The sequence below is a fragment of the Nannocystis exedens genome (assembly GCF_002343915.1).
GTDB classification, from domain to species: domain Bacteria; phylum Myxococcota_A; class Polyangia; order Nannocystales; family Nannocystaceae; genus Nannocystis; species Nannocystis exedens.
The window spans coordinates 3,578,630-3,603,148 of sequence record NZ_NETK01000001.1; the positions used below are offsets into that span (position 1 = coordinate 3,578,630).

Annotated in this window: 20 protein-coding genes; 10 read left to right on the forward strand and 10 right to left on the reverse strand. The window is 71.2% G+C overall.

Annotated features, from left to right (window positions below):
• Window positions 1–127 precede the first annotated feature (127 nt).
• The 6 genes from NAEX_RS14035 to NAEX_RS14055 form a co-directional block, all read right to left on the reverse strand.
• Entirely contained in the window at window positions 128–1,411 is a 1,284-nt protein-coding gene (locus tag NAEX_RS14035; RefSeq protein ID WP_143140709.1) for a cellulase family glycosylhydrolase, read from the reverse strand.
• Window positions 1,412–1,517: 106 nt separating this feature from the next.
• Entirely contained in the window at window positions 1,518–2,786 is a 1,269-nt protein-coding gene (locus NAEX_RS47830; protein WP_143140710.1) for a hypothetical protein, read from the reverse strand.
• 400 nt (window positions 2,787–3,186) lie between these two features.
• A complete protein-coding gene (locus tag NAEX_RS14040) occupies window positions 3,187–4,149 on the reverse strand; it encodes an endonuclease/exonuclease/phosphatase family protein (RefSeq protein ID WP_096328009.1) in 963 nt (320 codons plus the stop codon).
• 3 nt (window positions 4,150–4,152) lie between these two features.
• Window positions 4,153–4,659: a hypothetical protein gene (locus NAEX_RS14045; RefSeq protein ID WP_096328010.1), complete on the reverse strand. Its 507-nt coding sequence runs from the start codon at window positions 4,657–4,659 to the stop codon at window positions 4,153–4,155.
• A gap of 71 nt (window positions 4,660–4,730) precedes the next feature.
• Window positions 4,731–4,937 carry a 30S ribosomal protein S21 gene (gene rpsU / locus NAEX_RS14050; RefSeq protein WP_420814165.1) on the reverse strand — a complete coding sequence of 69 codons (207 nt, stop codon included), beginning with the start codon at window positions 4,935–4,937 and terminating at the stop codon, window positions 4,731–4,733.
• A gap of 171 nt (window positions 4,938–5,108) precedes the next feature.
• Window positions 5,109–5,888, reverse strand: coding sequence for an SDR family oxidoreductase (locus tag NAEX_RS14055; RefSeq protein WP_096328012.1), 780 nt, complete (start codon window positions 5,886–5,888; stop codon window positions 5,109–5,111).
• A gap of 103 nt (window positions 5,889–5,991) precedes the next feature.
• Between NAEX_RS14055 and NAEX_RS14060 the strand changes: the two genes are divergently transcribed.
• The 4 genes from NAEX_RS14060 to NAEX_RS14075 all read left to right on the forward strand — a co-directional run bounded on the left by NAEX_RS14060 (window position 5,992) and on the right by NAEX_RS14075 (window position 8,589).
• Window positions 5,992–6,468 carry a MerR family transcriptional regulator gene (locus NAEX_RS14060; protein ID WP_170135711.1) on the forward strand — a complete coding sequence of 159 codons (477 nt, stop codon included), beginning with the start codon at window positions 5,992–5,994 and terminating at the stop codon, window positions 6,466–6,468.
• A gap of 42 nt (window positions 6,469–6,510) precedes the next feature.
• Window positions 6,511–7,098: a GTP cyclohydrolase I gene (gene folE, locus NAEX_RS14065; protein WP_143140711.1), complete on the forward strand. Its 588-nt coding sequence runs from the start codon at window positions 6,511–6,513 to the stop codon at window positions 7,096–7,098.
• Complete coding sequence (locus NAEX_RS14070; protein WP_096328015.1) at window positions 7,095–7,781, forward strand: histidine phosphatase family protein; 687 nt, start codon at window positions 7,095–7,097, stop codon at window positions 7,779–7,781. Before folE ends, NAEX_RS14070 begins: the two co-directional genes overlap by 4 nt.
• Window positions 7,782–7,872: 91 nt before the next feature.
• Window positions 7,873–8,589, forward strand: coding sequence for an LON peptidase substrate-binding domain-containing protein (locus NAEX_RS14075; RefSeq protein WP_096328016.1), 717 nt, complete (start codon window positions 7,873–7,875; stop codon window positions 8,587–8,589).
• A gap of 164 nt (window positions 8,590–8,753) precedes the next feature.
• Here NAEX_RS14075 and NAEX_RS14080 read toward each other — a convergent pair whose 3' ends face one another.
• A complete protein-coding gene (locus NAEX_RS14080; protein WP_096328017.1) occupies window positions 8,754–9,839 on the reverse strand; it encodes an Mrp/NBP35 family ATP-binding protein in 1,086 nt (361 codons plus the stop codon).
• Window positions 9,836–10,240, reverse strand: a complete 405-nt coding sequence (locus NAEX_RS14085; RefSeq protein ID WP_096328018.1) for a (2Fe-2S) ferredoxin domain-containing protein — start codon at window positions 10,238–10,240, stop codon at window positions 9,836–9,838. Before NAEX_RS14085 ends, NAEX_RS14080 begins: the two co-directional genes overlap by 4 nt.
• A gap of 82 nt (window positions 10,241–10,322) precedes the next feature.
• Between NAEX_RS14085 and def the strand changes: the two genes are divergently transcribed.
• On the forward strand, window positions 10,323–10,886 hold the full coding sequence (def, locus tag NAEX_RS14090) for a peptide deformylase (RefSeq protein WP_096328019.1): 564 nt from the start codon (window positions 10,323–10,325) through the stop codon (window positions 10,884–10,886).
• A gap of 99 nt (window positions 10,887–10,985) precedes the next feature.
• On the opposite strand, the gene NAEX_RS14095 is transcribed toward def, so the two are convergent.
• The gene (locus NAEX_RS14095; RefSeq protein WP_096328020.1) at window positions 10,986–13,283 is read right to left on the reverse strand and encodes an NADP-dependent malic enzyme; all 2,298 of its coding nucleotides are present in this window, start codon (window positions 13,281–13,283) and stop codon (window positions 10,986–10,988) included.
• A 120-nt stretch (window positions 13,284–13,403) separates the two neighbouring features.
• Window positions 13,404–14,306 (reverse strand): SprT-like domain-containing protein, encoded by a 903-nt coding sequence (locus tag NAEX_RS14100; protein WP_096328021.1) that lies wholly within the window; start codon window positions 14,304–14,306, stop codon window positions 13,404–13,406.
• A 271-nt stretch (window positions 14,307–14,577) separates the two neighbouring features.
• Here NAEX_RS14100 and moaD point away from each other — a divergent pair, with 271 nt between their 5' ends.
• From moaD to NAEX_RS47835, 5 genes are all read left to right on the forward strand, one after another.
• Window positions 14,578–15,249, forward strand: a complete 672-nt coding sequence (gene moaD, locus NAEX_RS14105) for a molybdopterin converting factor subunit 1 (protein WP_096328022.1) — start codon at window positions 14,578–14,580, stop codon at window positions 15,247–15,249.
• A 236-nt stretch (window positions 15,250–15,485) separates the two neighbouring features.
• A complete protein-coding gene (locus tag NAEX_RS14110) occupies window positions 15,486–16,151 on the forward strand; it encodes a hypothetical protein (protein WP_143140712.1) in 666 nt (221 codons plus the stop codon).
• A 57-nt stretch (window positions 16,152–16,208) separates the two neighbouring features.
• Window positions 16,209–19,202, forward strand: a complete 2,994-nt coding sequence (locus NAEX_RS14115; RefSeq protein WP_096328024.1) for a spermine/spermidine synthase domain-containing protein — start codon at window positions 16,209–16,211, stop codon at window positions 19,200–19,202.
• A 163-nt stretch (window positions 19,203–19,365) separates the two neighbouring features.
• Window positions 19,366–21,801, forward strand: coding sequence for an ATP-binding protein (locus NAEX_RS14120; protein ID WP_096328025.1), 2,436 nt, complete (start codon window positions 19,366–19,368; stop codon window positions 21,799–21,801).
• Between the two features lie 408 nt (window positions 21,802–22,209).
• Complete coding sequence (locus tag NAEX_RS47835; protein WP_143140713.1) at window positions 22,210–24,516, forward strand: DUF1592 domain-containing protein; 2,307 nt, start codon at window positions 22,210–22,212, stop codon at window positions 24,514–24,516.
• The last annotated feature ends 3 nt before the right edge of the window (window positions 24,517–24,519 follow it).

Sequence of the window (24,519 nt, forward strand, 5' to 3'; positions counted from 1 at the left end):
GTCGCGCGAGCACGGCGGTCGAGGCGTGGCATACGGGGCCTCAGACAACCTCGCCCGGGCGAGGTTCCGCGGCGAGCACCACGCCCCGCGCGAACGCGGGTACATGTGCGCCGCGCGACGGCCCGGGTCAGAGCGGCGGCAACCCGACCAGCGCCGCGTGGGCGTCGGCCCACGTCTTCATGCCGGCGCCGTCGAGGGAGTAATCGCTCGTCAGGCTCCACGGCCACGCGCCCGCGTAGCCGTTGGCGAGCAGCACGTCGAGCCGCGCGGCCGCCTGGTCGGAGGCGATGAACTCGCCCACCACCATCGGCCGGTCGAGCCCGAGGTCGGCGTACGTCTGCACCATCGGCGAGAACTGCACCGTCCCCAGCTCCGGATCGCCGCTCCACATCTGCCCGTCCATCCACGGGTAGTAGTGCGTCTGGTAGAAGTCGAGCGCCAGCGGCGGCAGCCCGTGCGAGGCCGCGAACTCGGGCGTCCACACCCGGTACCACTTGAGCGACGCCGACCCCAGCGTCACGTACGACGACGTGTGGGCATGCACCGCGTCGGCGACCGCGGCCGCGAACGCGTAGAAGTCCGCCAGCGGGACGGCATCGGCCCCGCCGTCCGGGGACGCGGCCGGCAGGTCGGAGATCGACCACTCCGGCTCGTTCATGATCTCCCACGCCAGGATCGCCGGCTCGTCGGCGAACGCCTGCAAGAGCGGCACGATCACTGCCTCGACCAGCGCCGCCCGCTTGGCCGGGTCCTTCAGCGTGTCGCTGCGCCCGCCCGTCTGTACTCCGTTGTTCTGCTGGGCCCAGAACATCCAGTGGAAGTCGAGCAGCACCGGCACCAGGTAGATGCCACGCGCCCGCGCGATCGCCACGGCTTCTTGCATGTCCATGAAAACATGTTCGCCGAGGCCGGTCGGTGTGCCGTCGCCGGTGAACGAGATCCCCGCGCGCCCGTCGGTGAACACGAACCACCGCGCGACGCGGAGCCCGTATCCCCGCATCGCGTCGAAGTGCGCCCCGACCTCGGCCTGCTCGGTATGCACGCCATAGGTGCCCCAGTTGTTGCCGCCGAAGTCCCCGCCGTAGTTCAGCCACGGATAGTTGGCGCCCAGCAAGAAGTAGTCGCCGTCGCCGACCGGGATCGTGCTCCCGGGAGGCACCTCGTGCTCGCCGGTCGTCCCGCTGCTCGAGCTGCTCGACGTCTCCTGCGTGGTGCTGGTCGAGCTCGTCCCCGTGGTGCTCGTGCCGGTCTCCGCTCCGGTCGTCGGCAGCGTCGACGTCGTCGTGCTCGACGTGCCCGACGTCGTCATCGCCGCGGTCGTATCGACGGCGCTGTCGATCGTGCTCTCGACCCCGCCGCCCGGCTGACAGGCGAGCGCGAACGTTCCGAGGACCAGGACGACTCGACGCATTCTCCTCACGATAGCGGCGAGCGCCCCGGAGCGCATCGAGCCCACCAATAACCGAGGGCCGCCCGGCGACGCCGGACGGCCCTCGCGGGCTGCGAATGCCGCGTGATCAGTTGGCGACGACCGCGGCGCTGATCGAGCCGGCGGCCTGCAGCTGCGCGCTGAGACGGCCGGCCGAGTCGGTGAGCAGCTTGGCCGCGTCCGGCAGCAGGCCGATCGCACAAGCGGCGCCGATCGACGCCTTGAGGTCGCCCGAGGCCTTGAGCGTGCCCGCGGCCGAGTTGATGGCGGACACGCCGGCGTCGCCGAGCGTGGCGCTGACATCGATCAGGCCCTCGGCGCGCGCCACGGCGGCCAGGAGCGCCGCGTAGCGGATCTTGAAGTTGTTGATGAAGCCCTTGAACTCGGCGCGCAGGTCGGCGTTGCCACCGGCCTCGGCGTTGAAGACGTAGTCCACGGTCAGCGACGGCGGGTAGCACTGGACGCTCGCCTCGGCCTTGGCCTCGACGGTCGCCTTGCACTCGGCCGACACCTCGGGCGGGGTCGCCTTGCCGGTGCAGCTGCCCTTGCACTCGACGTTCGCCTCGGCGGACGCCGAGCAGCGGGCCTCGGCCGACGCGTCGCAAGAGCCGCTCGGCGGGGTGTACTCGCACGAGCCGGTGCACTTGCCCTCGCAGGTGCCGCCCGCGCCGAGATCGCAGGTGCCCTCGCACATGCCGCCGCAACGACCCTCGAAGTTGTCCTGGCCGTCGCAACGACCGCTGCAAGTGCCGTCGCAGGCCGCCGCCGCAGTGAACTCGCAGGAGCCCTTGCAGGTGCCCTCGCACTCCAGGTTGGGCGCCTGACCCTCGCAGGTCAGACCGCCGGCCGCGTGGCAGTCGGCCTGGGCGCTGGCATCGATCGCGCAGGAGCCCTCGCACTTGGCCTCGATCGAGCCGGGCTTCGCGTCGACATCGCACTCGGCGGCCGCCTTGGCGGCGATGTCGAGCTGCGCCTCGCAGCGCGCCGGCTCGGCCTTGATCTTCAGACCCGCCTCGACGTCGATGTACGCCTGCAGCTTGGCCTGGAGCGCTGCCTTGAAGTCACCGCCGACCTCGGCGCCGACGAGCCCGTAGAGCGCGGCGACCTCGGCCTGGATGTCGGCGGCAGTGGCGTTGATCGCCCCGGAGACATCGAGCGTCGCGCTGAAGAACGAGTCGATCTCGGCGATGCCGGAGACGTTGAACTTGCCGTTGACGAACGCCTCGCTGTCGCAGACGAGACCGCACTGCTCCGCGAGGTTACCGACCTCGTCGCAGCCCTGCGTAGCGGTGAGCGACAGACCGGCAATGAGGCCGCCGGCGATCAACCCAAAGGATCCCATTCGATTCGTGATCATGATCTTCACTTTGCTCCTTACCAAGCTCTGCGATGAACTCGTCGGTGGTTTCCACGGAATTCTCGCCGCATGGGGGCGGGTGCAGGCGCAACCCGCGTCAGACGGTCGAGATGGTCCCATGACCGAAGGACCCTGCAAAGCCCCTTTAAAAGGGAACGAGCCCGGGCGCAGCAAAAAGGCACTGCGCCGGGCTCGTCACGAACTGCAAATTGACCGCCCAGGGGAGGGAGGTTAGCTTTGCAAGGTTCGCTCGCGAAGACAGGACCAGACATGGAAGCCGATGGTGCCCTTGGACTGCGCGACCGCGCAAATCTTCAGCCGGGCCGGGCGGGTTTACCATGCTCCTCGCCGTGCGCCAGCAATGTCCGCGCGCGAAACCGACGCGGACCCAACTTCTGTATCAGGGGTCGTCGTCGGGACCGCGCTCGAAGTCGAAGATGACCGGGCAGTGGTCGCTCAGGTCGGCGTAGTCGCGCTCGGGATGGGTCGGGGTCGAGCGGAAAGGCCGGCAGGCATGACGCGCGCAGTGTAGGAGTGGTTCGGCGTGTACCTTCTCGACCTCGGCGGCGAGGCGCCCGCGGACCCACACCAGGTCGAGCAAGGATGGTTCGTGCCAGGCATCGCGCCGGCCCCCATCCCAGTAGGCCGAGCAGCCTGAGCTGTTGACCACTCGCTGCAGACCGACTGCGCCGAGCCGCGCATCGAGGGCCTGCAGCTCCTCGTCGGGCCCGCCCCGGGTAGGCCCTGTGGCGTTGAAATCGCCGAGGACGATGACATCGTCGTCATCCCGCGCGATCTCCTCGACGATCCCGGCCAGCACCTCCCACTGCGAGCGACGCAGCGCGTAGCCCTCGTCGCGCGCCTTGAGGTGCACCACCAGCACGTGGAAGTCGGGCCCCCCGCCGCGGGCTCGCAAGTAGCCCGAAAGGCCAGGCCGCACTTGACCGCCCATCGTCAGCGGCTCGTGCTCTCGCGGCGCGCCGATCAGCTCGAACACGGCCGGGTCGTAGAGGAAGCCGAGCCGCTGGTCGTTGCGCCCGCCGGTCGCCGACAGCACCAGCTCCCAGCCGGGCATCGACTGCTTCAGTTGTTCGGCGTCGTGGATCTCCTGCACCGCGATCACGTCGGCGGCGAGCGCCGGCAAGCGAGCGGCCAGGCGTGCGAGGTCGTGCCCCTCTTCGGGGAAGTTGCGCAGGTTCCAGGTGGCCACCCGCAGCTGGTCCGCGGACCTGCCCGGCGCGGCGCCCTCCCCGGGCAACCCCCACCAGCGGCGCAAGGGCTCGCCCACGAGCGACCACGCCAGCACCAGCGCGAGCACCAGCACGGGGCCGAGCCACCGCGGCCGTCGTCTCCGACTCGCCACGCCTCAGGCCTCGAACTCGTACTCGGTGAAACCGAGCTCGAAGGTACACGCCAGCCCCGGCGCGATCGCAGTCGGCGGGCTCGCGGCGTGCTGCACCACGTACGGACCGGCCAGGCGCACCACCGCCTCCGGCGCGTGGGCAAGACCTGTCCCAAAGGTCAGCCGCCTCCCTCCGCCCGGCGCGTCCGCCTGCGCGAGCAGCTGCAGCGCAGTCACCTCCTCCGGGCCCTGGGCGTAGACGTCGCAGCCGGCCGCGTCGGCGGCGGTCTGCTCGACCTCGACCTCGACGCGCATCGACCAGCCGCGGCGCGTCGCCCGGCGCTGGAGATCGGCGAGCAGGTCGGCGGCCGCGAACTCGTGGATGTCGTCGTCGTCGAGCGCCCCGGGCTGACCGACCGGCAGCGCCACGGTGTAGACCGGGCAGAACACCGCGCCCCCGTGCGGATCGCCGACGCCGAACACGCAGCGCAGCGCGATCAGGCCGGGGGCGGTACATGCATGTTCGGACATGTCCCTCGGGACACCGTCATCGCGCCGGGCGGCGACCAGACGCAGCCGCATGGACATGTCCGAAAGGACTGCTAGGCCTCGCCGCGCATCATCGGCCGCTTGCGCTGGCGACGCTTGCGGCGGCGCTCGGCCTCACGGAGCTTGCGCTTCATCTTGACGCTCGGCTTCTCGTAGTGGCGGCGGCGCTTGATCTCGCGGAGCACGCCCTCGCTGGCCATCAGGCGGCGGAGCTTGCGGATCGCCCGCTCGACGCCGCGCTCGTCGACCTTGACCTCCAGCGGGCGGCCCGTCACCGGCCGATGATCGTTCACGGTGGTGGCGGGGTTCGGGAGCGGCTCGCGGCGCTGGTTGTAGTCGGAGAACTCTTCGTCGGTTTGGCGGGCCATGGTGAAGGCCGCAATGGATAGGAGATCCCGCGGCGGCGGTCAAGCGGCCCGCCTGGCCGTGGTTCACCCGCCGGCGACCCCGCCGGCGGCCGACCGCCCGCCGTCGACGGCGATGACTTGCCCGCTGACGAAGGCGCTGCGGGCCAGAAACAGCACGGTCTCGGCCACGTCTTCCGGCGTGCCGATCCGCCGGAGCGGGATCGCGCGCATAATCCGCGCGCGGATCTCCGACCCCTCGGCGAACCGCGGATCCCCCTCTTCCGGCCAGGCGACGGTGCCGGGGGCGACGCCGTTGACCCGCACCGCCGGCGCCAGCTCGATCGCCAGCGCCTTCGTCGCCATCAGCAGCGCAGCCTTGGCGGTGCAGTGATCGAGGTAGCCCCGCCACGGCTGCAGCCCCGCGACGTCGAGGATGTTGACCACCGCCCCGCGCGCCGCGGTCAACGCCGGCGCCAGCGCCCGCACCAGCGACAGCGGCGCCACCAGGTTCACCTCGAGCACGCGCCGGAGATCGTCGTCGCTGCGGGCCGTGAACTCGCCGCGCTCGAAGCTCGCCGCGCTGTTGACCAGCAGGTCCAACCGGCCCCCGGCGGGCCCCTGCGGGTCGAGCACCCGCACGGCGAGAGCCGCTCGCGCCGGCTCCGCCGCGAGATCGGCCTGGATCGTGCCGACGCACCTCGCCCCCAGCTCCTCGGCCAGCTCGGCCGCCGCGGCCTCGCTCCGGTGATAGTGCAACCACACGCGATAGCCCGCGCCCGCCAGCCTGGTGAGGATCGCCCGTCCCACGCGGACAGCCGCGCCCGTGACCAGCGCGATCGGCGCCACCTGCTCAGAGTCTTCCATGACGCGCAGAGCCTACCGATCTCACGCGCCGGCGCCACCGACAAACCCTCTCGCAATATTGACTGTTACGATAGGTAATGCGTACGGTTTTACCATGTCGGGGATGGAACGGACGCTCAGTTTGAAGGACATGCTGGCCGGAAGCGGCTGCACACCGCGAACCGTGCGGTTTTATGAGCGTGAGGGGTTACTGCGGGCCACGCGGACGCGAGGGGGGCACCGCGCGTTTTCGCCCGACGAGCTCGACCGTCTCAACTTCATCGTCGCCCTGCGCGAGGCCGGCTGGTCGCTCGAGGAGATCGCCGAGCTGCTCGCGACTCGCGGCACCGCCACCAACGACCGCGAGGCGTGCCAGCGGCTCGACCGAACCCTGAGCGCGCGGCTCGGCGAGCTCGAGCGCAAGCTCGACGTGCTCACGCGCCTGCGCGCCGACCTCGAGGGGACTCGCCAGGCCCTCGCGGTGTGCCGCGACTGCACCCAGGCGGCCCCTGACCGCGCGTGCTGCCTCGGCTGCACGCGCCTGCCGGAGCCGGCCGAGCTGCCGCGAGGCTTCCGCCTGACCTGGCGCGGCGAAGGCTAGCGCACGTGCCCCGTCCACGCGGACCGGGTATATCGAGACGACGTGCCCACTCCCAAGCGCGCTGAACCACAGCCCGCGGTGAGCGACCGCCAGATGGCTCTCGAGCAGGCGATCGCGTCGCTCCTCGACGCCTGCGGGCTCGACCGCCAGCACAAAGACTTCACGAGCACGCCGAGTCGAGTCGCGCGCGTCTGGTCGCAGGAGTTCTTGTCCGGCTTCGACATGGACCCGGCCAAGATCCTCGGCGACCCGGTCGAGGGCGAGGGTGAATCGGCGCTCGTCGTGGTGCGCGGGATCCCCTTTCACGGGCTCTGCCCGCACCACTTGCTCCCCTACACCGGCACGGCCACCGTCGCCTATCTCCCCGCCGCCAAGCTCGCGGGCTTCGGGCGGCTCGCCGATCTCGTCGCCTGTTTCACGCGCCGCCTCACCCTGCAAGAGCGCGCCTGCAACGACGTCGTCGACGCGTTGGTCGAGCACCTCGGCGCGCGCGGGGCCGGCTGCGTCATGCGTGGGCGCCACACCTGCCTCAGCATCCCCGACAACAAGCACGGCGCCGAGGTCGTCACCAGCTCGGTGCGCGGCGAGCTGTCAGGGCGGCCCGACTTGCAGGCCCAGCTGTTCGCGTGACCGGGCTCCGCCTCTATCTCGTCCGCCACGGCGAGCCTGTCAATTCGGACATGTTCATCGGGCACGCCGACGTCGGGCTGTCGGCCCGCGGCCTCCGGCAGGCCGAAGCGGTCGCCCAGGCGCTGGCCGACGTCCCGCTGCGGGCGATCTACAGCTCCGACCTCGAGCGGGCCACGATCGGCGCCGCGCGGATCGCCGCCGCCCGACCTGAGCATCCTGCGCCGCTGGCCCTGCCCGCGCTCCGCGAGATGAACCTCGGCGTGCTCGAGCGTGTGGCCTTCCGCGACGGACGCGCACGAGTGCCCGAGCTCGCCAGCGTGGGTTACGACGACCTCCTCGACCATCGCTTCCCCGGCGGAGAGAGCGTCCGCGACCTCGCCGGACGGGTCGTCCCCTGCATCACCGCGCTCGTCGCTCGCCACCTGCGAGCTCCGGACGAGCCGCGTCGCAGCCCGCCCCCAGCGATCGCCGTCGTCGCCCACAACACCGTCAACCGCGTCGTCCTTGCTTGCGCAGCGGGCCTCGGGCCGGCCGGCTACTCGCGCTTCGAGCAGGCCCACGGTTCGCTCAGCCGGGTCGACTTTCCTGACACCTGGAGCTCTGCGGACCCATGGGCGGCCACGCGGATCGGGCTGGTCAATTGGCTGCCCGAGGCGATCGAAGCGAGCGGCCGGAGCCGCTAGAGCAATTCCTGCGCGTTTGTGCCCGGGCCGGCCTGTCGGCCCGCGGACTGGTGGCGGCCGGCAGCACGCGGGGTATAAAGCAGCGTCGCCCATGCTCACGGCCAGGTCCACACCGCTGCCCGAAGTTCTGGCGGCGTTGCCGATCTTCCCGCTGCCGAACGTCGTCCTCCTGCCCGGTATGGTGCTGCCGCTCAACGTGTTCGAGCCGCGCTACCTGCAGCTCGTCGACCACGCGTTGAATGAGGGCCAGCACATCGGCGTGCCGCTGCTGCGGCCGCGCGGCGAACGGACCGTGGACCGCCGTCCCGCCTTCGAACCGGTGTTCGGGCTCGGCAAGCTGGTGTTTCACCTGCGGCTGCCCGACGGCCGGCGACTGATCCGCCTCGAGGGCCTCGGCCGGGTGCAACTCGTGCGCGAGCTGCCGATGACCAACCTCTTCCGCCAGGTCGAGGCCGTGGCGCTGCCCGAGCCGCCGGTGTACGACAAGTCGACGCTGCTGCTGCTGCGCTCGCAGATCGAGCGGCTGGCCCGGCTGTCCGGCGACGACGGCGACGCGCTCAGCTCGCTGCTCGCCCTGCCCGACCCGCGGATCCTCCTCTACGCGCTCACCGCCTTCCTCCCCAGCCTCGAGCTCATGGGCGGCCACGACGTCGCCTCCGCCGCCGCCCGGCGCCAGCTCGTCGACCTGCAGCAGCAGAGTTTGGCCGCCGAGACCCCCGAGGACCGCCTCAGCTTCCTCGTCGACCGCACCGCCGCGCTGCTGCGCCGCCTCGGCGAGACCACCGAGGCGTCGATCCTGCTCAACTAGGCTGCTCCAGCGGACATGTTCCATGCGACATGTCCGCTGCGACATGCCCTGATCGGCATGTCCGAACCGGAATCTGCCTCGCTTGCACCCGGCGAGCCGCGGCGATCTCCGGCTGCCGCAGGAGTCAGGCGCCGCCTGCTGCTCGCTCGGGCCGCCGCCGCCGCTCAGGTCACCGTGCGCAGCAGGCTGCTGCGCTTCGGCCCGGTCGCGCTGAGCTTGCTGAGGGCCAGCGCCGCGCGGGCGGCCACGCTGGTGAGGGCCTTGGCCTGTTCGCTGGCGGGCGCGCCCTCCACCACCGGCACGCCGGACTCGCCGCCGTAGGACACCTTGTTGTCGATGGGCACCTGGCCGAGCAGCTCGACGCCGAGCTCGCGGGCCAGGGCGGCCCCGCCGCCGCTGGCGAAGATCGCGTCGTGATGGCCGCAGGACGGGCACACGTAGTAGCTCATGTTCTCGACCACCCCGACGACCGGGACCTCGAGTTTATTAAACATGTTGACCGCGCGGCGGACGTCGATGAGCGCGACCTCCTGCGGGGTCGTGACCATGATCGAGCCGGTGATCGGGATCAGCTGGGCGAGCGAGAGCTGGGCGTCACCTGTCCCCGGGGGCAGGTCGACGATCAAGTAGTCGATCTCGCCCCAGTCGACGTCCTCGAGGAACTGCTTGAGCAGCTTGTGGATCATCGGCCCGCGCCAGACCACCGCGTTGCCGGGCTCGACGAAGAAGGCGACGCTCATCACCGGGATCCCGCGGTACAGCGCGGGGCTGATGCGGTCGCCGGCGAGCGTGGTCGACGTCTCGCGCTCGGGCGTGCCGAGCATCTTGGGCACGCTGGGCCCGTAGATGTCGGCGTCGAGGATCGCCACCTTGGCGCCGAGGCGGTGCAGCGCCGTCGCCACGTTGACGCTGACGGTGCTCTTGCCGACGCCGCCCTTGCCGGCCGCGACGGCGAGGATGTTCTTCACCGTCGGCAGGCGGTTCAGGTCCTGGCGCGCCGGCTTCTGCGGCACCTTGAGGCCCCACTCGATCGTGCCGCGGAGGTTGCGAGCGGCGAGCGCCGCGCGCACCGACGCCTCGAGGGCGTCGCGCAGCGGGAAACCGGGCGAGATCAGGTCGATCCTGAACGTCGCCTCGCCCGCGGCGTCGATGCGGACGTCCGAGACCTGGTCGGCGACGATCTCGCGGCCGGTCGCCGGGTCCTTCACGCCCGACAGCGCGGCCAGCACTTGCTCCACAGTGACGCTCATGGGTTCTTCTCCTCCGCCGCCTGTGCGTCGGGATCCTCATGCCCCTCGAGCGCCGACAGGTCGAGCAGGTTGTCCTTGGGCAGGCGGTGGCGCCGCAGCGCCTCGCCGGGTTCGCCGGCGAGCACATGCTCGCGCATGAGCGCGTCGGCCGTCGCCACGTCCATACGCCCGTAGTACGTCGCGCCGCCCTTGTCGTCGACCACCAACACGGTGACCCCTGACTCACACGGACCGAGGCACGTGCAACCCATCACGCGCAGCTGCGTCTTGAGACCGAGCTCGACGCGGAGCTGCTTGAGGCGGTCGAGCACGTCTTTGCTGCCACGACGCATGCAGCTGCCCTGGATCGCGTCAGGGTCGCGCAAGTTCTGGCAGACGAACACGAGCGAAGGCTGCTTCATGGCGCGGCGCTCACCTGTAGCACGAGGACTTTGCTCGGCCGGCGCGCCGGCTTACAATATCGGCGGAGCCAACGCACAGGTTATGGCAGTCCTCGACATCGTCAAGTATCCCGACCAGCGGCTGCGCGAGACGACCTTCGACGTCGGCGAGATCACCGACGACATCCGTCAACTCGTCCGCGACCTGATCGATACGATGTACTCGCTCAACGCCGCCGGCATCGCCGCGATCCAGGTCGGGCGGCTCGAGCGGATCTTCGTCCTCGACGGCAAGGTGCCCGCGGGCGGCGACGACAACAGCCCCCCGCTCGTCTTCATCAACCCCGAGCTGGTCGAGACCGGCAAGGGCCTCGCGGTCGCCGAAGAGGGCTGCCTGAGCTTCCCGGGCGTGTACGTCGAGATCAAGCGGCCGCGCTGGGCCAAGGTCCGCGCCCGCGACCTCGAGGGCAACGTGGTCGAGGTCGACGGCGACGGCCTCCTCGGTCGCGCCCTGCAGCACGAGCACGACCACCTCACCGGCAAGCTGATGATCGACCTCGTCGGCACGATCAAAAAAGAGGTCATCAAGCGCAAGATGAAGCGCTGGCACGCCGAGCACGACGGCGAGAAGCCCGCCGCGGCGCCCAGCCTGCCCGAGCTCGTCTGAACCGGCTCCCGCGCCGGGCAGCGCCGGCGCGCCTCGTCGAGGCCGCTCGGTCCCCCGAGCGGCCGCTGCTTTTGGGTCCGGCGGCCGCCGCCGGCCCGCTCACACCAGCGCGGGCGAAGCGCCGCTCTGCGCCTCTTCCTTCTGGGCCGCGACGACCGTCAGCGCCGTCATGTGGACGATGTTGTCGACCGAGCAGTCGCGCTCGAGCACCGTCACCGGGCGGGCCATGCCGAGCAGCACCGGGCCGACGGCCGGGACCCCCCCGAGCTCGCGCATCAGCTTGTAGGCGACGTTGCCGGCCTCGAGGTTGGGGAAGATGAGCACGTTGGCCGGGCCGGTCAGCTGCGTCGACGGGAAGATGCTCTGCATCAGCGCGTAGTCGACGGCGACGTTGGCCTGCATCTCGCCCTCGACCTCGAGGTCGGGGCGGCGGCGGCGGAGCAGCTCGGTCGCGTCGGCGACCATCGTCGAGCGGGGGTCGCGGACCGAGCCGAAGTTGCTGAAGCTGAGCATCGCCACCCGTGGTGTGACGCCGAACGTGCCCGCTGCGTCGGCCACCATTTCGGCGACGTCGGCCAGGGTGGTCGCGTCGAAGTCGAGGTTCACGGTGGTGTCGCCGAAGAACAGCATGCCGCCCTTGTGGAGCATGAGGTACATGCCGCAGATCTTCCGCGCCCCGGGGCGGATGCCGATGATCTGCAGCGCCGGGCGGATGGTGTCGGGGTACGAGAAGTTGAGGCCGGTGACGATGCCGTCGACGCGGCGCTCGGCGACCATCATCATCCCGAAGTGGTTGCGCTCGCGCATCAGCAGGCGCGACAGCTCGGCGGTGACGCCCTTGCGCTCGCGGCGGCGGTGCAGCAGCTCGGCGTAGGCGGCCGCGTCGGCGTCCTCGCGCGGGTCGACGATCTCGTAGCTGCCCTCGAGCAGGTCGATGTCCTGGTCGCGGATGATCTGCTTGATGCGCTCCGGATCGCCGAGCAGGATCGGGCGGGCGATCTGCTCCTCGGTGATGATCGAGCAGGCCTTGAGGATCCGCGGGTCGTCGCCCTCGGGGAACACGACCTTCTTCGGCGCGCTGGCGGCCATCCGCACGAACTTGCGCATCACCGCCGTCGAGCCGCCGAGCAGGCCCTGCAGGCGCTCGACGTAGGCGTCGAGCTCGAGCTGGATCTGCGCCACCCCGGTGTCCATCGCCGCCTTCGCCACCGCCGGCGCGACCCAGTGGAGCACGCGCGGGTCGAACGGCTTGGGGATGATGTACTCGGGCCCGAAGTGGAACTCCTCGCCGTAGGCGGCGCTGACGACCTGCGGCACGTCCTTGCGCGCCAGCTCGGCCAGCGCGTGCGCGGCGGCCACCTTCATCGCCTCGTTGATCTGCGTCGCCCGCACGTCGAGCGCCCCGCGGAAGATGAACGGGAAGCCGAGCACGTTGTTGACCTGGTTGTTGTAGTCGCTGCGCCCCGTGGCGACGATCGCGTCGGGGCGGGTCGCCTTGGCCGTCGGGTAGTCGATCTCCGGGTCGGGGTTGGCGAGCGCGAAGATGATCGGCCGCGGCGCCATCGTCAGCAGCATCTCCGGCGTCACCAGGCCGGCGCGCGACAGCCCGAGCAGCAGGTCGGCGCCGACCAGCGCGTCGGCCAGGGTCACCGCCTCGGTCTCACGCACCCACTCGAGCTTCGGGTCGCCGGCCTCGAGCTTGCGCTTGTGCGACAGCACGCCCTTCGAGTCGCACATGATGATGTTCTCGAGCTTGACGCCGAGGCTGACGTAGAACTTGGCGCAGGCGATCGCCGACGCCCCGGCGCCGCTGACGACCACCTTGAGCTCGGCGATCGTCTTCTTCTGGATCACCACGGCGTTGAGCAGCGCCGCGCCGCTGATGATCGCGGTGCCGTGCTGGTCGTCGTGGAACACCGGGATGTTCATGCGCTGCTTGAGCTTCTCCTCGATGTAGAAGCACTCCGGCGCCTTGATGTCCTCGAGGTTGATGCCGCCGAAGGTCGGCTCGAGCGCCGCCACGCACTCGATGAACTGGTCGGGGCTGGTCGCCTTGACCTCGAGGTCGAACACGTCGATGTCGGCGAACTTCTTGAAGAGGACGCCCTTGCCCTCCATCACCGGCTTGCTCGCCAGCGGGCCGATGTCGCCGAGGCCGAGCACCGCGGTGCCGTCGGAGATGACGGCCACCAGGTTGCCGCGCGCCGTGTACTTGTAGACCTCGGCCGGGTCCTTGAAGATCTCCATGCACGGCTCGGCGACCCCCGGCGAGTACGCGAGCGACAGGTCGCGCTGGGTCGTGAGCGGCTTGGTCGGGACGACCTGGATCTTGCCGGGGCGGCCCTTCGCGTGGAACTCGAGGGCGTCCTTGCCGCGGTTGGAACGGGGGTTCGACATAGGGCCTGCAAGATACTCGCAGCCGCCCAGGTCGTCACGTCCCTCGCGCGCACGCGGGCGCGCAGGCCGGTTCACGGGCGCGCGCAGGCACCTACGCGCGGCGGTCGAGGCTCGCGCTCGCTAGCGGTCGAGCAGCTTGTGCACCTGCGTCCGCTCCCACAGCACCGCCTCGGCGTAGCGGTCGAAGAGCGCCTCTGCGCGGCGGAACTCGGGCGTGTGATAGACCCGGCGCCCGTCGACGATCGGCATGTCGTGCACCTCGTGAAGCATCTCATGGTAGATGATCCACTCGACGAAGAAGCGCGGGACGTCGGCGGCGTCGAGCACCGGATGCACGCGGATGAGCCGCTCCTCGATCGAGTAGCTGCCGAGCTTGATCGACTCGCGCCCGGGCTTGCGGCGGGTCCGCGGGCCCCAGGTGATCTTGGCCTCGATGGTTCCGCCGAAGTAGCGGGCGTTGAGGTCGTCGAACAGCTCCTGCAGGTTGAAGTGCGCGCCCTGGGTGTCGAGCTGCTGCGCCCGCGGCTTCTCGGCGTCGCGGATCAGGTGCTCGTTGCCGTCGATGTAGCGGCGCAGCAGCGCCCCCGCGTCGCGGTCCTGCGACTGCGCGTAGCGGGCGACCGCCCGCAGCACCGCCGGCGGAGCCGCCGCGAACATTCGGTGCATGCGCAAGGTGTAGACGCCCTGCCCGCGCTTGACGGACAGCATCGTGTGGACGTTGTCGGTGAAGATGATGCGCGCCCGATGGCCCGCCTTCAGGTAGGCCGACAGCCGCCGCTGCAGCCACTGGCGCAGCGCATCCTCCGTCGCCGGGTCGAGCTCGCCGGCCGCCGCGCGCTCCGCCGCCGCCGTCAGCGCCTCCTCGGTGTCGTCGCCGAACTCGCCGCCGACATCGACGTCGACATCGTCCTCGTCGGCGTCCCGGGCGCCGCGCACGCTCGGCTCGGCGGCGACTTCCTCCGCCGGAGACTCGGCGTCGACGAGGCGGAGCGCGGGGGCGGTGGCGGAGCGGTTGGACTTCATCGCGGCAGAGCGCCCTGCAGGCGCTGGACGACCACGCAGGTCGGATGCGGTCGAGTCTCTCGGGGCGAGCGGCATCATAGGCATCGGTGTCGAGGTTACGAGTTCGCGGTGATCTCGATGGGATCAACGAGCTCGGATGTAGGATATCCGCCTACGCGACAGCGTCGAATTCGTGGAGCATCGGCCCCGCCTCGCCGGTCGCGGCGCGAAATTTGATCTGCCCCGCGCGATCTGGAAGGCGCCCCGCCGCGGGGCAGTACACTGCCGGCGCATGCACCTGCGCGTCCTGCTCTTCGCGGGCCTCCGCGAGCGCCTCCGCCGCGACAGCGTCGACCTCGAGCTGCCCGTCGGGGCGCGCGTCCGCGACCTGCTCGCCGCACTCGCCCGCGACTGGCCTGAGCTTTCGGCCAGCCTCTCGGTCTGCCGCGTCGCCGTCGACCACGAGTTCGTCGCCGCCGACCACGTGATCGCCGAGGGCAGCGAGGTCGCCGTCATCCCGCCGGTCAGCGGCGGCCACGACGGGCCCGCGGCCTATCAATTGATCAAGGGCCGCCCGCTCTCGCTGGCCGACGTCGTCGCCGCGGTCGCGCACGCCGGCGCGGGCGGCATCGACATCTTCGTCGGCAACGTGCGCGACAAGAGCCGCGGCCACGACATCGCGCGCCTCGAGTACGAGGCCTACGAGCCGATGGCGCTGCGCGTGATGCAGCAGATCGGCGCCGCGGTGGAGGCCGAGACCCCCGGGGTGAGGGTGGCGATCCACCACCGCCTCGGGACCCTGCAGATCGGCGACAGCGCGGTGATCGTGGCCGCCTCCGCGCCGCACCGCGCGGAGGCGTTCGCGGCCTGTCGCGCGGCGATCGAGCGGCTCAAGCAGGACGTGCCGATCTGGAAGCGCGAGGTCGCCACCGACGGCCACGCGTGGGTCGTGCAGGGCCCGTGACGCTCCTCTACCGTGGGGAGCATGCGCGCTCGCCTCGCCCTGCTCCTCCTCGTCGTCGCTCCCGCCTGCGCCGAGGGTGAGAGCTCGTCCGGGTTCGGCAGCACGCCGGGGGTGACGACCGCGACGATCACCGCCGCGAGCGACGGCACCGGCACCGGCACCGGCACGACGGCGCCCATCACCGGCGGCGGCGCCTGCGGCGACGGCAGCTGCGACGGCGGCGAGTCCTGCGAGACATGTCCCGAAGACTGCGGCGCGGCTGCGAGGCGGTCTGCGGCGACGGCATGTGCGTCGGCGCCGAGGACTGCCTGGCCTGCGCGAGCGACTGCGAGTGCGCGCCGTACTGCGGCGACGGCACGTGCGACATGCCGCGCGAGAACTGCTTCAACTGCGCGGGTGATTGCGGCCCGTGCGGGGTGGCCTGCGGCGACGAGACCTGCACGCCCGGCCGCGAGGACTGCCTGAGCTGCCCCGTCGACCGCGGCGACTGCCCCGCCGGTTGCGACGACGGCACCTGCGGCCCCGGCGAGGACTGCATGAGCTGCCCCGCCGACCGCGACGCCTGTGCTCCCGCGTGCGGCGACGGCACCTGCGACGTCGGCCTCGACGACCGCGACAGCTGCCCGCAGGACTGCGGCGCGTGCCCGCCGGCGTGCGGCGACGGCACGTGCAACGGCGCCGAGACCTGCGGCTCGTGCAAGGCCGACTGCGAGGCGCTGTGCACCCCGTGCGCGTGCAAGGACGGCGACCCCAACTTCAACAACGTCTGTCACTGGCCGCCGAGCACCCCGGGCTGCCCTCCGACCGCGCCGGGCGGCTTCTGCGACCCCGACGGCGACGGCAGCTTCGACGACGGCGACTGGCAGAAGGGCTACTTCGAGTACGCCGACAAGCGCTCGTGAGTCCCGGGCGCGCGGGCGAACACGGCGCCCGGCCGCTGGGGTACTCTCGCCCGGCCCATGGCCCGCTACGCCCCGCTCTTCCTCCTCTTCTTCCTGTCAGGCATCAGCGGCCTCATCTACGAGTCGATCTGGTCGCGCTACATCAAGCAGTTCGTCGGCAGCGCCGCCACCGCCCAGGTCCTCGTGCTCAGCCTGTTCATGGGCGGCATGGCGCTCGGCTCGCTGCTCGCCTCGCGCAAGCTCGCGGGCGTGCGCCGGCCGGTGCGCGCGTACGGCCTGATCGAGGGCGGCATCGGCCTGTACGCGCTGGCGTTCCCGTGGCTCAGCGAGCTGGCGATGCGCGTGTGCTACGACCACGTGTTCCCCGGGCTCGGCGGCGGCTTCGCCGTCGACCTGATCAAGTGGAGCGTCGCCGGCCTCTTGATCCTCCCGCCGTGCGTGCTGCTGGGCATGACCTTCCCGCTGATGAGCGCCGGCATCCTCCGCCGCGACCCCGAGCGCTCCGGCGAGATCCTCAGCTTCCTCTACTTCACCAACAGCCTCGGCGCCGCGCTCGGGGCCCTGCTGTCGGGCTTCGTCCTGGTCGCCAATTTCGGCCTGCCGGGCACCCTCGCCTGCGCCGCCGGGCTCAACATCGTCATCGCCGCGATCGCCTTCGCCCACCGCCGCGAGCACCCGCCGATCACCGAGGACACCGCGGTGTCGGCCGGCACCGACGACCTCGTCAAGCTGCTGCTGCTCGTGGCCTTCGGGACCGGTCTGTCCTCCTTCATGTACGAGATCGGGTGGATCCGCCTGCTGTCGATGATCATCGGCAGCGCGACCCACTCGTTCGAGGTCATGCTGTCGGCGTTCGTGTTCGGCCTGGCGATCGGCGGGCTATGGGTGCGCAAGCGGATGGACCGGTTCAAGCGGCCCGAGCTGGTGCTCGGCATCGTCCAGCTGATCATGGGCGTCGCCGCGATCGCGACCTTGCCGGCCTATCAATGGGCGGTCGAGGCGATCGGCTGGCTCTTGGTCGACGCGCAGGGCGCCCGCACCGAGGCGCTGTGGCAGCAGTTCAACGTCCTCCGCTACGCGCTGTGCCTGCTCATCATGTTCCCGGCGACCTTCTGCGCCGGCATGACCCTGCCGCTCATCACCCACGTGCTGCTGCGCCGCGGCCAGCCCGAGGGCGTCATCGGCCGCGTCTACGGCTTCAACACCTTCGGCGCGATCGCCGGGGCCGTGCTCGCCGGCCTCGTGCTCATGCCGCTCATCGGTCTGCAGCGCGTCATCGTCCTCGGCGCCGCCGTCGACGTCGCCCTCGGCCTCGCGCTCGTGTTCGGCGACGCCCGCCGGGCCAAGAACCCGGCCAAGATCCGCAGCTTCGGTCGGATCGCCGCCGGCAGCTCGCTCCTCACCCTCGCGTTCGGCCTGTTCGTCGTCAAGATCGACCCGATGGTCCTGTCGGCCACCGTGTTCCGCAACGGCCGCACCCGCCTGCCCGAGGGCTTCGAGCTGCTGTCCTACGTCGACGGCCGCACCGCCTCGGTCTCGGTCATCCGCCTCACCGACGAACGCGAGTACCGCGTCATCTACACCAACGGCAAGCCCGACGCCTCGGTCGTGCTCAACCGTTACCCCAAGGACCGCGACCCCGAGCTCGGCCCCGACTTCGCCGGCGACGAGCCCAACCAGGTGCTCGTCGGCCTGCTGCCCTTGATGGCCAGGCCCGAGGCGACCGACGTCGCGCTGATCGGCTTCGGCTCGGGGGTGACGGCGCACGTGCTGCTCGGCTCGCCGGCGCTGCAGCGCCTCGACACCATCGAGATCGAGCGCGAGATGGTGACGGGCTCGCGCAACTTCTACCCGGCCAACGCGCGCGCCTACGACGACCCGCGCAATCACTTCTGGTTCGACGACGCCAAGGCCTACTTCGCCGGGGCCGCGCGGCAGTTCGACATCATCGTCTCGGAGCCGACCAACCCGTGGGTCAGCGGCGTCTCGAGCCTGTTCACGGTCGAGTTCTACCGCGAGGCCAAGCGCTACCTGAAGCCGGGCGGGATCCTCGCCCAGTGGCTGCAGGGCTACGAGCTCAGCGACGAGCTCCTGCTGACCGTCCTCGCCGCCCTCGACCAGGAGTTCAGCGACTACCAGATCCTCCGCGTCGGCTCCAGCGACTGGGTCATCCTCTCGGTCGCCGACGGCGAGCTCGGGCGGCTCAGCGACCTCCCGCTCGCGTGGCAGCCGATGAAGCCGGAGCTGGAGCTGCTCGGCGTCCACGACATCGGCCAGGTCGACAACCTCATCGTCGCCAACCGCCGCATGCTGCACCCGTTCCTCGCCGGTCGCCCGGCCAACTCCGACGCCATGCCGCTGCTCGACACCGGCGCCGAGAAGGCCCGCTTCCTCAAGGACTCGGCCGGCTTCCTCCACCGGATCCGCTGGACCCCGGCGCCGCTGCTCGAGGTGCTCGGCGGCATCGAACGCCGGCCCTACCCGGCCAAGGGCATCGGCGACCGCCGCGACCCGCACGTGTTCGAGGAGGCCGAGACCGCGGTCGCGCTGCTGCGCTTCCACGCCGACCCGACCCTGCGCTTCGCCGAGGACATCAGCCTCACGACGATGAACCAGTGGATCGACGAGCAGCGCCGGATCACCGCCGGCATCGACGACTGGAACGCCTGGGTCGAGACCACCTACGGCGTCTACATCAACCTCGTGCCGCATCTCCGGCTCGACGACGTCGCCTGGTGGAAGGAGGTGCAAGACACCGCCCGCGACCACCACGCCCCCGCCGAGGTCGTCGCCTTCCTCGACGCCCTCGACGCCCTCCAGGCGCGCGACCCCGCCCGCCTGCGCGCCCGCCTCGACGAGCTCGACGCCAAGCGCAGCAAGCTGCTCAGCAAGGGCATGCGCGCGATCTCTGGCATGGTCGCCCGCGAGCTCGCCGGCGACGTGACCGCCCGTCGCGAGTGGGCCGCCAGCAACATGGAGGGAGTCGCCGACGGCGAGCTCCGCGGCGAACGCCTGGCCTACGAGGCCCTGCGGGCCTACGCCAGCCGGTGAGCGCGGTACCTGTCCCTTCGGACATCTCACTCCTGCCTGCATGCGGGGACCCGCGCCCACCGGCGCGTCCTCTCGTGCAGAGCGCTCGCACCTCCGCTCCGGAGCTTGCGGCGTCGCGGACCCGACGGCGCGCGCGAGGTGTAGTCTGTAGACGACGCGCGGGATGGGGATCGACCGAGAGCACGAGCGACGGGTCGCACTCGCCCGGGGGATCCTCGCCTGGCTGACCGCGTGCGGCGGCGTGCTCATCGTCGCCGAGGTCGCGCTGCTGCCGGTGCGTCACGCCTGGCAACACCTGGCCGGCCTCGGCCTCGCGTCGCTGTTCGTCGTCACCTGCGGCCTCGGCCTCCGCCGCGCCCGCGTCGATCCGGGCCGCGCGCTCGAGCACGGCTACGTCGCCATCCTCGTCGCCCTCGCCGGCACCGGCCTGCTCGTCGCCCTGCCGCTGCTCGTGCTCGCCTGCGCCGCCGCGTTCCTGATCCTCGCCACCGCGCCGCGGGTGGTCGCCCCGGCGCGCGTCGACCTGTGGACCGTCGTCGCCGTGTTCGGCGCCCTCGCTCTCGGCGCGCTCGAGCTGGCGCCGCTGCCGACCCGCGCCCTCGACACCCCGGGCGGCCCGCTGCGCGACCTCGCCTGCGTCGGCGCGCTGCTCGTCGCCGGCGTGCTGGCCGTCCGCGGCTTCTCCCGCTACTCGCTCAAGGTCAAGCTCACCCTCGTCACCCTCCTGGTCGCCCTCGCCCCGCTGTTCGTCGTCCGCGTCGACGCCCACCTGCGCCTGGCCGCGAGCGACCTCGAGGCCGCGCTTTCGGACATGTCCGATCGGGCAGCTCGCTCGGCCGGCGCGTGGGACGGCTTCCTCGCCGCGCAACAGGCCTCGCTGCGCGCGCTCGCCGGCGAAGACGAGGCCCGGGCCGCCTGCGCCGGCGCGGCCGACCCCCGCGAGGCGCTGGCGCTGCAGCTGCGGCGCTGGACCGGGAGCCCCGACTCGCCGGTCCGCGCCGCCGGGCTGTGGGGCGCCGTCGGCCAGCGCGTGCTCGGCCTCGGCGAGTTCCCGCTCGCCGCTCCGCCGCCCGCAGCGGTCGCGTTCGCCGTCGACGGCGAGGGTCGCGACGTCCTCGTGCTGGCGGCGCCCGTCGACGGCGAGTGCGTCCTCGCCGTCGCCCTGCGGCCCGGCCTCGTGCAGGAGTGGAGCGCCGAGGTGGCGGCCGCCACCGGCGTCGCCGTGGTCCTGCGCGACCGCGAGGACCGGCTGCTGTTCGGTCCGGGCGACCTCGCCGCGGTCGTCCCCGGTTACCCCGCGCTCCCCCCGGTCGCCACCGCCGGCCACAAGTTGCCGCTGCCGCGCGCGGCGACCGAGGACACCGCCGTCGCGCGCCTCGGCGACGGCCGCCTCGCCGCGGTCGCGCGGATCGCCGGCGCCGACTGGACGCTCGCGCTCGTGCGCGACGCCGCCGACCTCGACGCCGTCACCGCCGAGCACGCGCGCCGCGTCCAGTGGATCACCCTCCTCGTCGCCGCGCTCGCCAGCCTCGGCGCGTTCGCCCTCAGCCGCCGCCTCGCCGCGCCGATCGCCCGCCTCGCCACCGCCATGGCCCACTTCACCGGCGACGACCCGCGCGCCACCAGCCGCGGCGGCGACGAGCTCGACGCCCTCGCGCGCCGCTTCGAGCTCATGGCCGACCAGGTCGGCGCCCTCCTGCGCGCGCAGGAGCAGCAGACCCGCCGCCTGCAGGCCGAGGTCGCCGAGCGCAGCGAACAGGAGCGCCGCCTGCAGGCGCTGAACCGCGAGCTGAGCGCCGCCAGCGACCTCGCCCAGGCCGCCAGTCGGGCCAAGAGCACCTTCCTCGCGCACATGAGCCACGAGCTGCGCACGCCGCTGTCGGCGATCATCGGCTACGGCGAGATGTTGCACGAGCAAGCCCGCGAGCACGGCCACGACGGCTACGCGCGCGACGCCGACAACATCGTCCAGGCGGCCCAGCACCTGCTGACGATCATCAACGAGCTCCTCGACCTGTCGAAGATCGAGGCCGGCAAGATGGACATGGTGCTCGAGGAGTTCGACGCCGCCAAGCTCGCGCGCGAGGTGGTCGACACGGTGCGCCCGCTGGTGGCGGCGAACCGCAACAAGCTGGCGCTGCAGATCGATCAAGACCCGGCGCCGATGTACAGCGACCGCCACAAGCTGCGCCAGGTGCTGCTCAACCTGCTCGGCAACGCCGCCAAGTTCACCGAGGACGGCGAGATCGTGCTGAGCCTGGGGCAGCGCAGCGCCGAGAACATCATCTGCCTGGTGTTCACCGTCCGCGACACCGGCCGCGGCATCGCCGAGTCGGCGCTCGCCACCCTGTTCGAGCCGTTCACGCAGGTCGTCGATCCGTCGGCCCGCCGGACCACCGGCACCGGCCTCGGCCTCGCCATCACCCGCCGCTTCTGTCGCCTCATGGGCGGCGAGGTCGAGGTCACCTCCACGCCAGGCGTCGGCTCCACCTTCACCGTCACCGTCCCCGTCAGCTACCGCGGCGTGCGCGACAGCGGCTCCTGGCGCCCGCGCAAGACCCCGCTGCGGATGGACGAGACGGCCCGCATCGAGTTGTGACCGCCGTCGACTTCACCGCGCTCTGCTCGCGGCCCGGATCGGCCGACCTCTCGGGCCTGTCGACGCAGCAGGGCGATGACTCCCGGCAGCGGCGTCTTCGCTCTCGGCAACGCCCTGATCGACCTCCTCGCGGTCGGCACCACCGTCGAATTCGCCGACGCGCAGAAGATCAAGCTGGGGGATTGAGCGCAGGTGGGGAGGTCGTCGCGCCCTCGCGCACGAGCCCCGCGTCTGCTCGCACGTGGCCGTACGACCAGCCGCCGATCGTGCGCGGAACTGCGACCCCTCGCGCCTCCTGAGTACCGGCCCGCGCGCCGCGAGGGCGCTCGCCCCCGCTCGTCACGCTTGCTGCGATCGCCGGCCCCGCGATACCTTGCGACCGTGCCCCGTGCGTGGGGGAGGCTTCGTATGACCTCGACTGGCAAGCGGCGCGCTGCGCCAACGCTCCTGGCCCTCGGCGTCGCCGGCATCGCCGCCGGTGTGCTCGGAGCTTGCAAAGACGGCGGCGTCGACGGCGACGGCGACAGCTGCGTCTCGACCCGCGAGTACTTCGCCAACGAAGTGTGGCCCAAGGTCCTCGGCAAGACCTGCATCACCTGTCACGGGCCGGCCGGCATCGCCGAGGAGCAGGGCGCCGAGTTCCGCCTGCTGCCGGCGTCCTACCCCGGCTTCCTCGACGCCAACCTGGCCGCGGTGACCGAGAACGCCTCCGTCAGCTACGACGACCTCTCGGCGCTGCTGGCCAAGCCGACCGCCACGACCAAGCACGGCGGCGGCGAGGTGATCAAGGCCGGCAGCGAGGAGTACCGGATCCTCGAGAGCTTGCTGGCCCAGCTCGAGGCCCCGCGCGAGTGCCCCGGCAGCGACGGCGCCGACCTCGACGCCGTCGAGCTGATGAGCCCCGAGGAGACCCTGCGCAAGGCCACGCTGCACCTCGCGGGTCGGCTGCCGACCGCCGAGGAGCTCAAGGAGGCCGCGGCCGGCGAAGAGGCGCTGGCCGAGACGATCCGCGGCGTGCTCGAGGAGGACGGCTTTTACGACCGCCTCGGCGACATCTTCAACGACCTCCTGCTGACCGACCGCTACCTCGTGTACACCGGCTTCGCGGTCAACATCCTCAACGCCGAGGACTTCCCGAACGCCGGCGCGTGGTGGGAGGGCCTCGAGGGCCAGGACGAGCTGCGCGAGCAGGTCAACCGCGCCGCCGCGCGCGAGCCGATCGACCTCATCAACTACATCGTCCGCAACGACCGGCCCTTCACCGAGATCCTCACCGCCGACTACACGGTGCTGAACCCGTTCTCGGCCCAGCTCTACGACGTCGAGCTCGGCTTCGCCGACCCCACCGACCCGCGCGAGTTCAAGGAGGCCAAGCTGTTCACCGTGCGCGGCGGCAAGAAGACGCTGCCGCACGCCGGCGTCCTCAGCTCGCCGATGTTCCTCAACCGCTTCCCGACCACGCCGACCAACCGCAACCGTCACCGCGCGCGGATGACCTACAAGCTGTTCCTCGCCACCGACGTGCTGCGGATCGGCGAGCGGCCGATCGACCCGTCGCTGTCGGAGGCCTACAGCAATCCGACGCGCGACGACAAGCAGTGCAACTTCTGCCACCAGCTCATCGACCCGGTGGCCGGCGCGTTCCAGAACTACGACGACTACGACATGGAGGTCCTGACCGACCGCGAGTGGTTCCCGGAGATGTTCGCGCCCGGCTTCGACGGCGAGGACATCCCGAAGTCCGAGTTCCCCAAGTCGCTCGAGTGGCTGGCCGCGCGGCTCGTCAAGGACCCGCGGTTCGTCATCTCGACCGTCCACACCGTGTTCCGCGCGCTGACCGGCACCGAGCCGCTGCTGTTCCCGGCCGACGCCTCGGACCCGCTGTACGGCGCCAAGCTGAACGCCTGGGAGGCCCAGGACGCACTGTTCCGCCGGATCGGCGAGGAATTCGTGGCCGACGACTACAACCTCAAGACGGTGATCGTCGGCGTCGTCATGAGCCCGTACTTCCGCGGGCTCTCGCTCGACGAGGTCGAGCTGTCCGAGGCCGAGAGCGAGGAGCTCGCGGTCGTCGGTCACGGCCGGCTGTCGACGCCCGAGCTGCTGGCGAACAAGATCCACGCGACCACCGGGATCCGGTGGATCCGCGGCTGGGACCTCGAGGACTGGCTGACCACCGACTACCGGATCCTCTACGGCGGCATCGACTCCGACAGCATCACCCAGCGGCTGCCGAGCATGAACGGCATCATGGGCGCGGTCGCCGGGCGCATGGCCAACGAGGTCGCCTGCGCCGTCACGGCCTACGACTTCTCGCGCGCGGCCGACAAGCGGAGGCTGTTCCCCGAGGTCACGCTCGACACCGTCCCGCTGTCCGACAACGGCGCCGAGGTGCCCGACAACATCGCCGCGATCAAGGCCAACATCGTCCACCTGTACCAGCGCATCCTCGGCGAGGAGCTGGCGGCCGACGACCCCGAGGTCGATCGGGCGTACGACCTGTTCCTCGAGACATGGAAGGACGGCGCGGCCAACGTCGCCAGCGGGGCCGAGAACGAGTGGCTGAGCTGGTGGTGCCAGGCCCGGGTCGACCCCAACACCAACGTCGACCTGCCCGAGGCCGAGAAGATCGAGACCGACAAGAACTACACGATCCGCGCGTGGATGGCGGTGATGACGTACATGCTGTCGGACTACAAGTTCCTCTACGAGTGATCG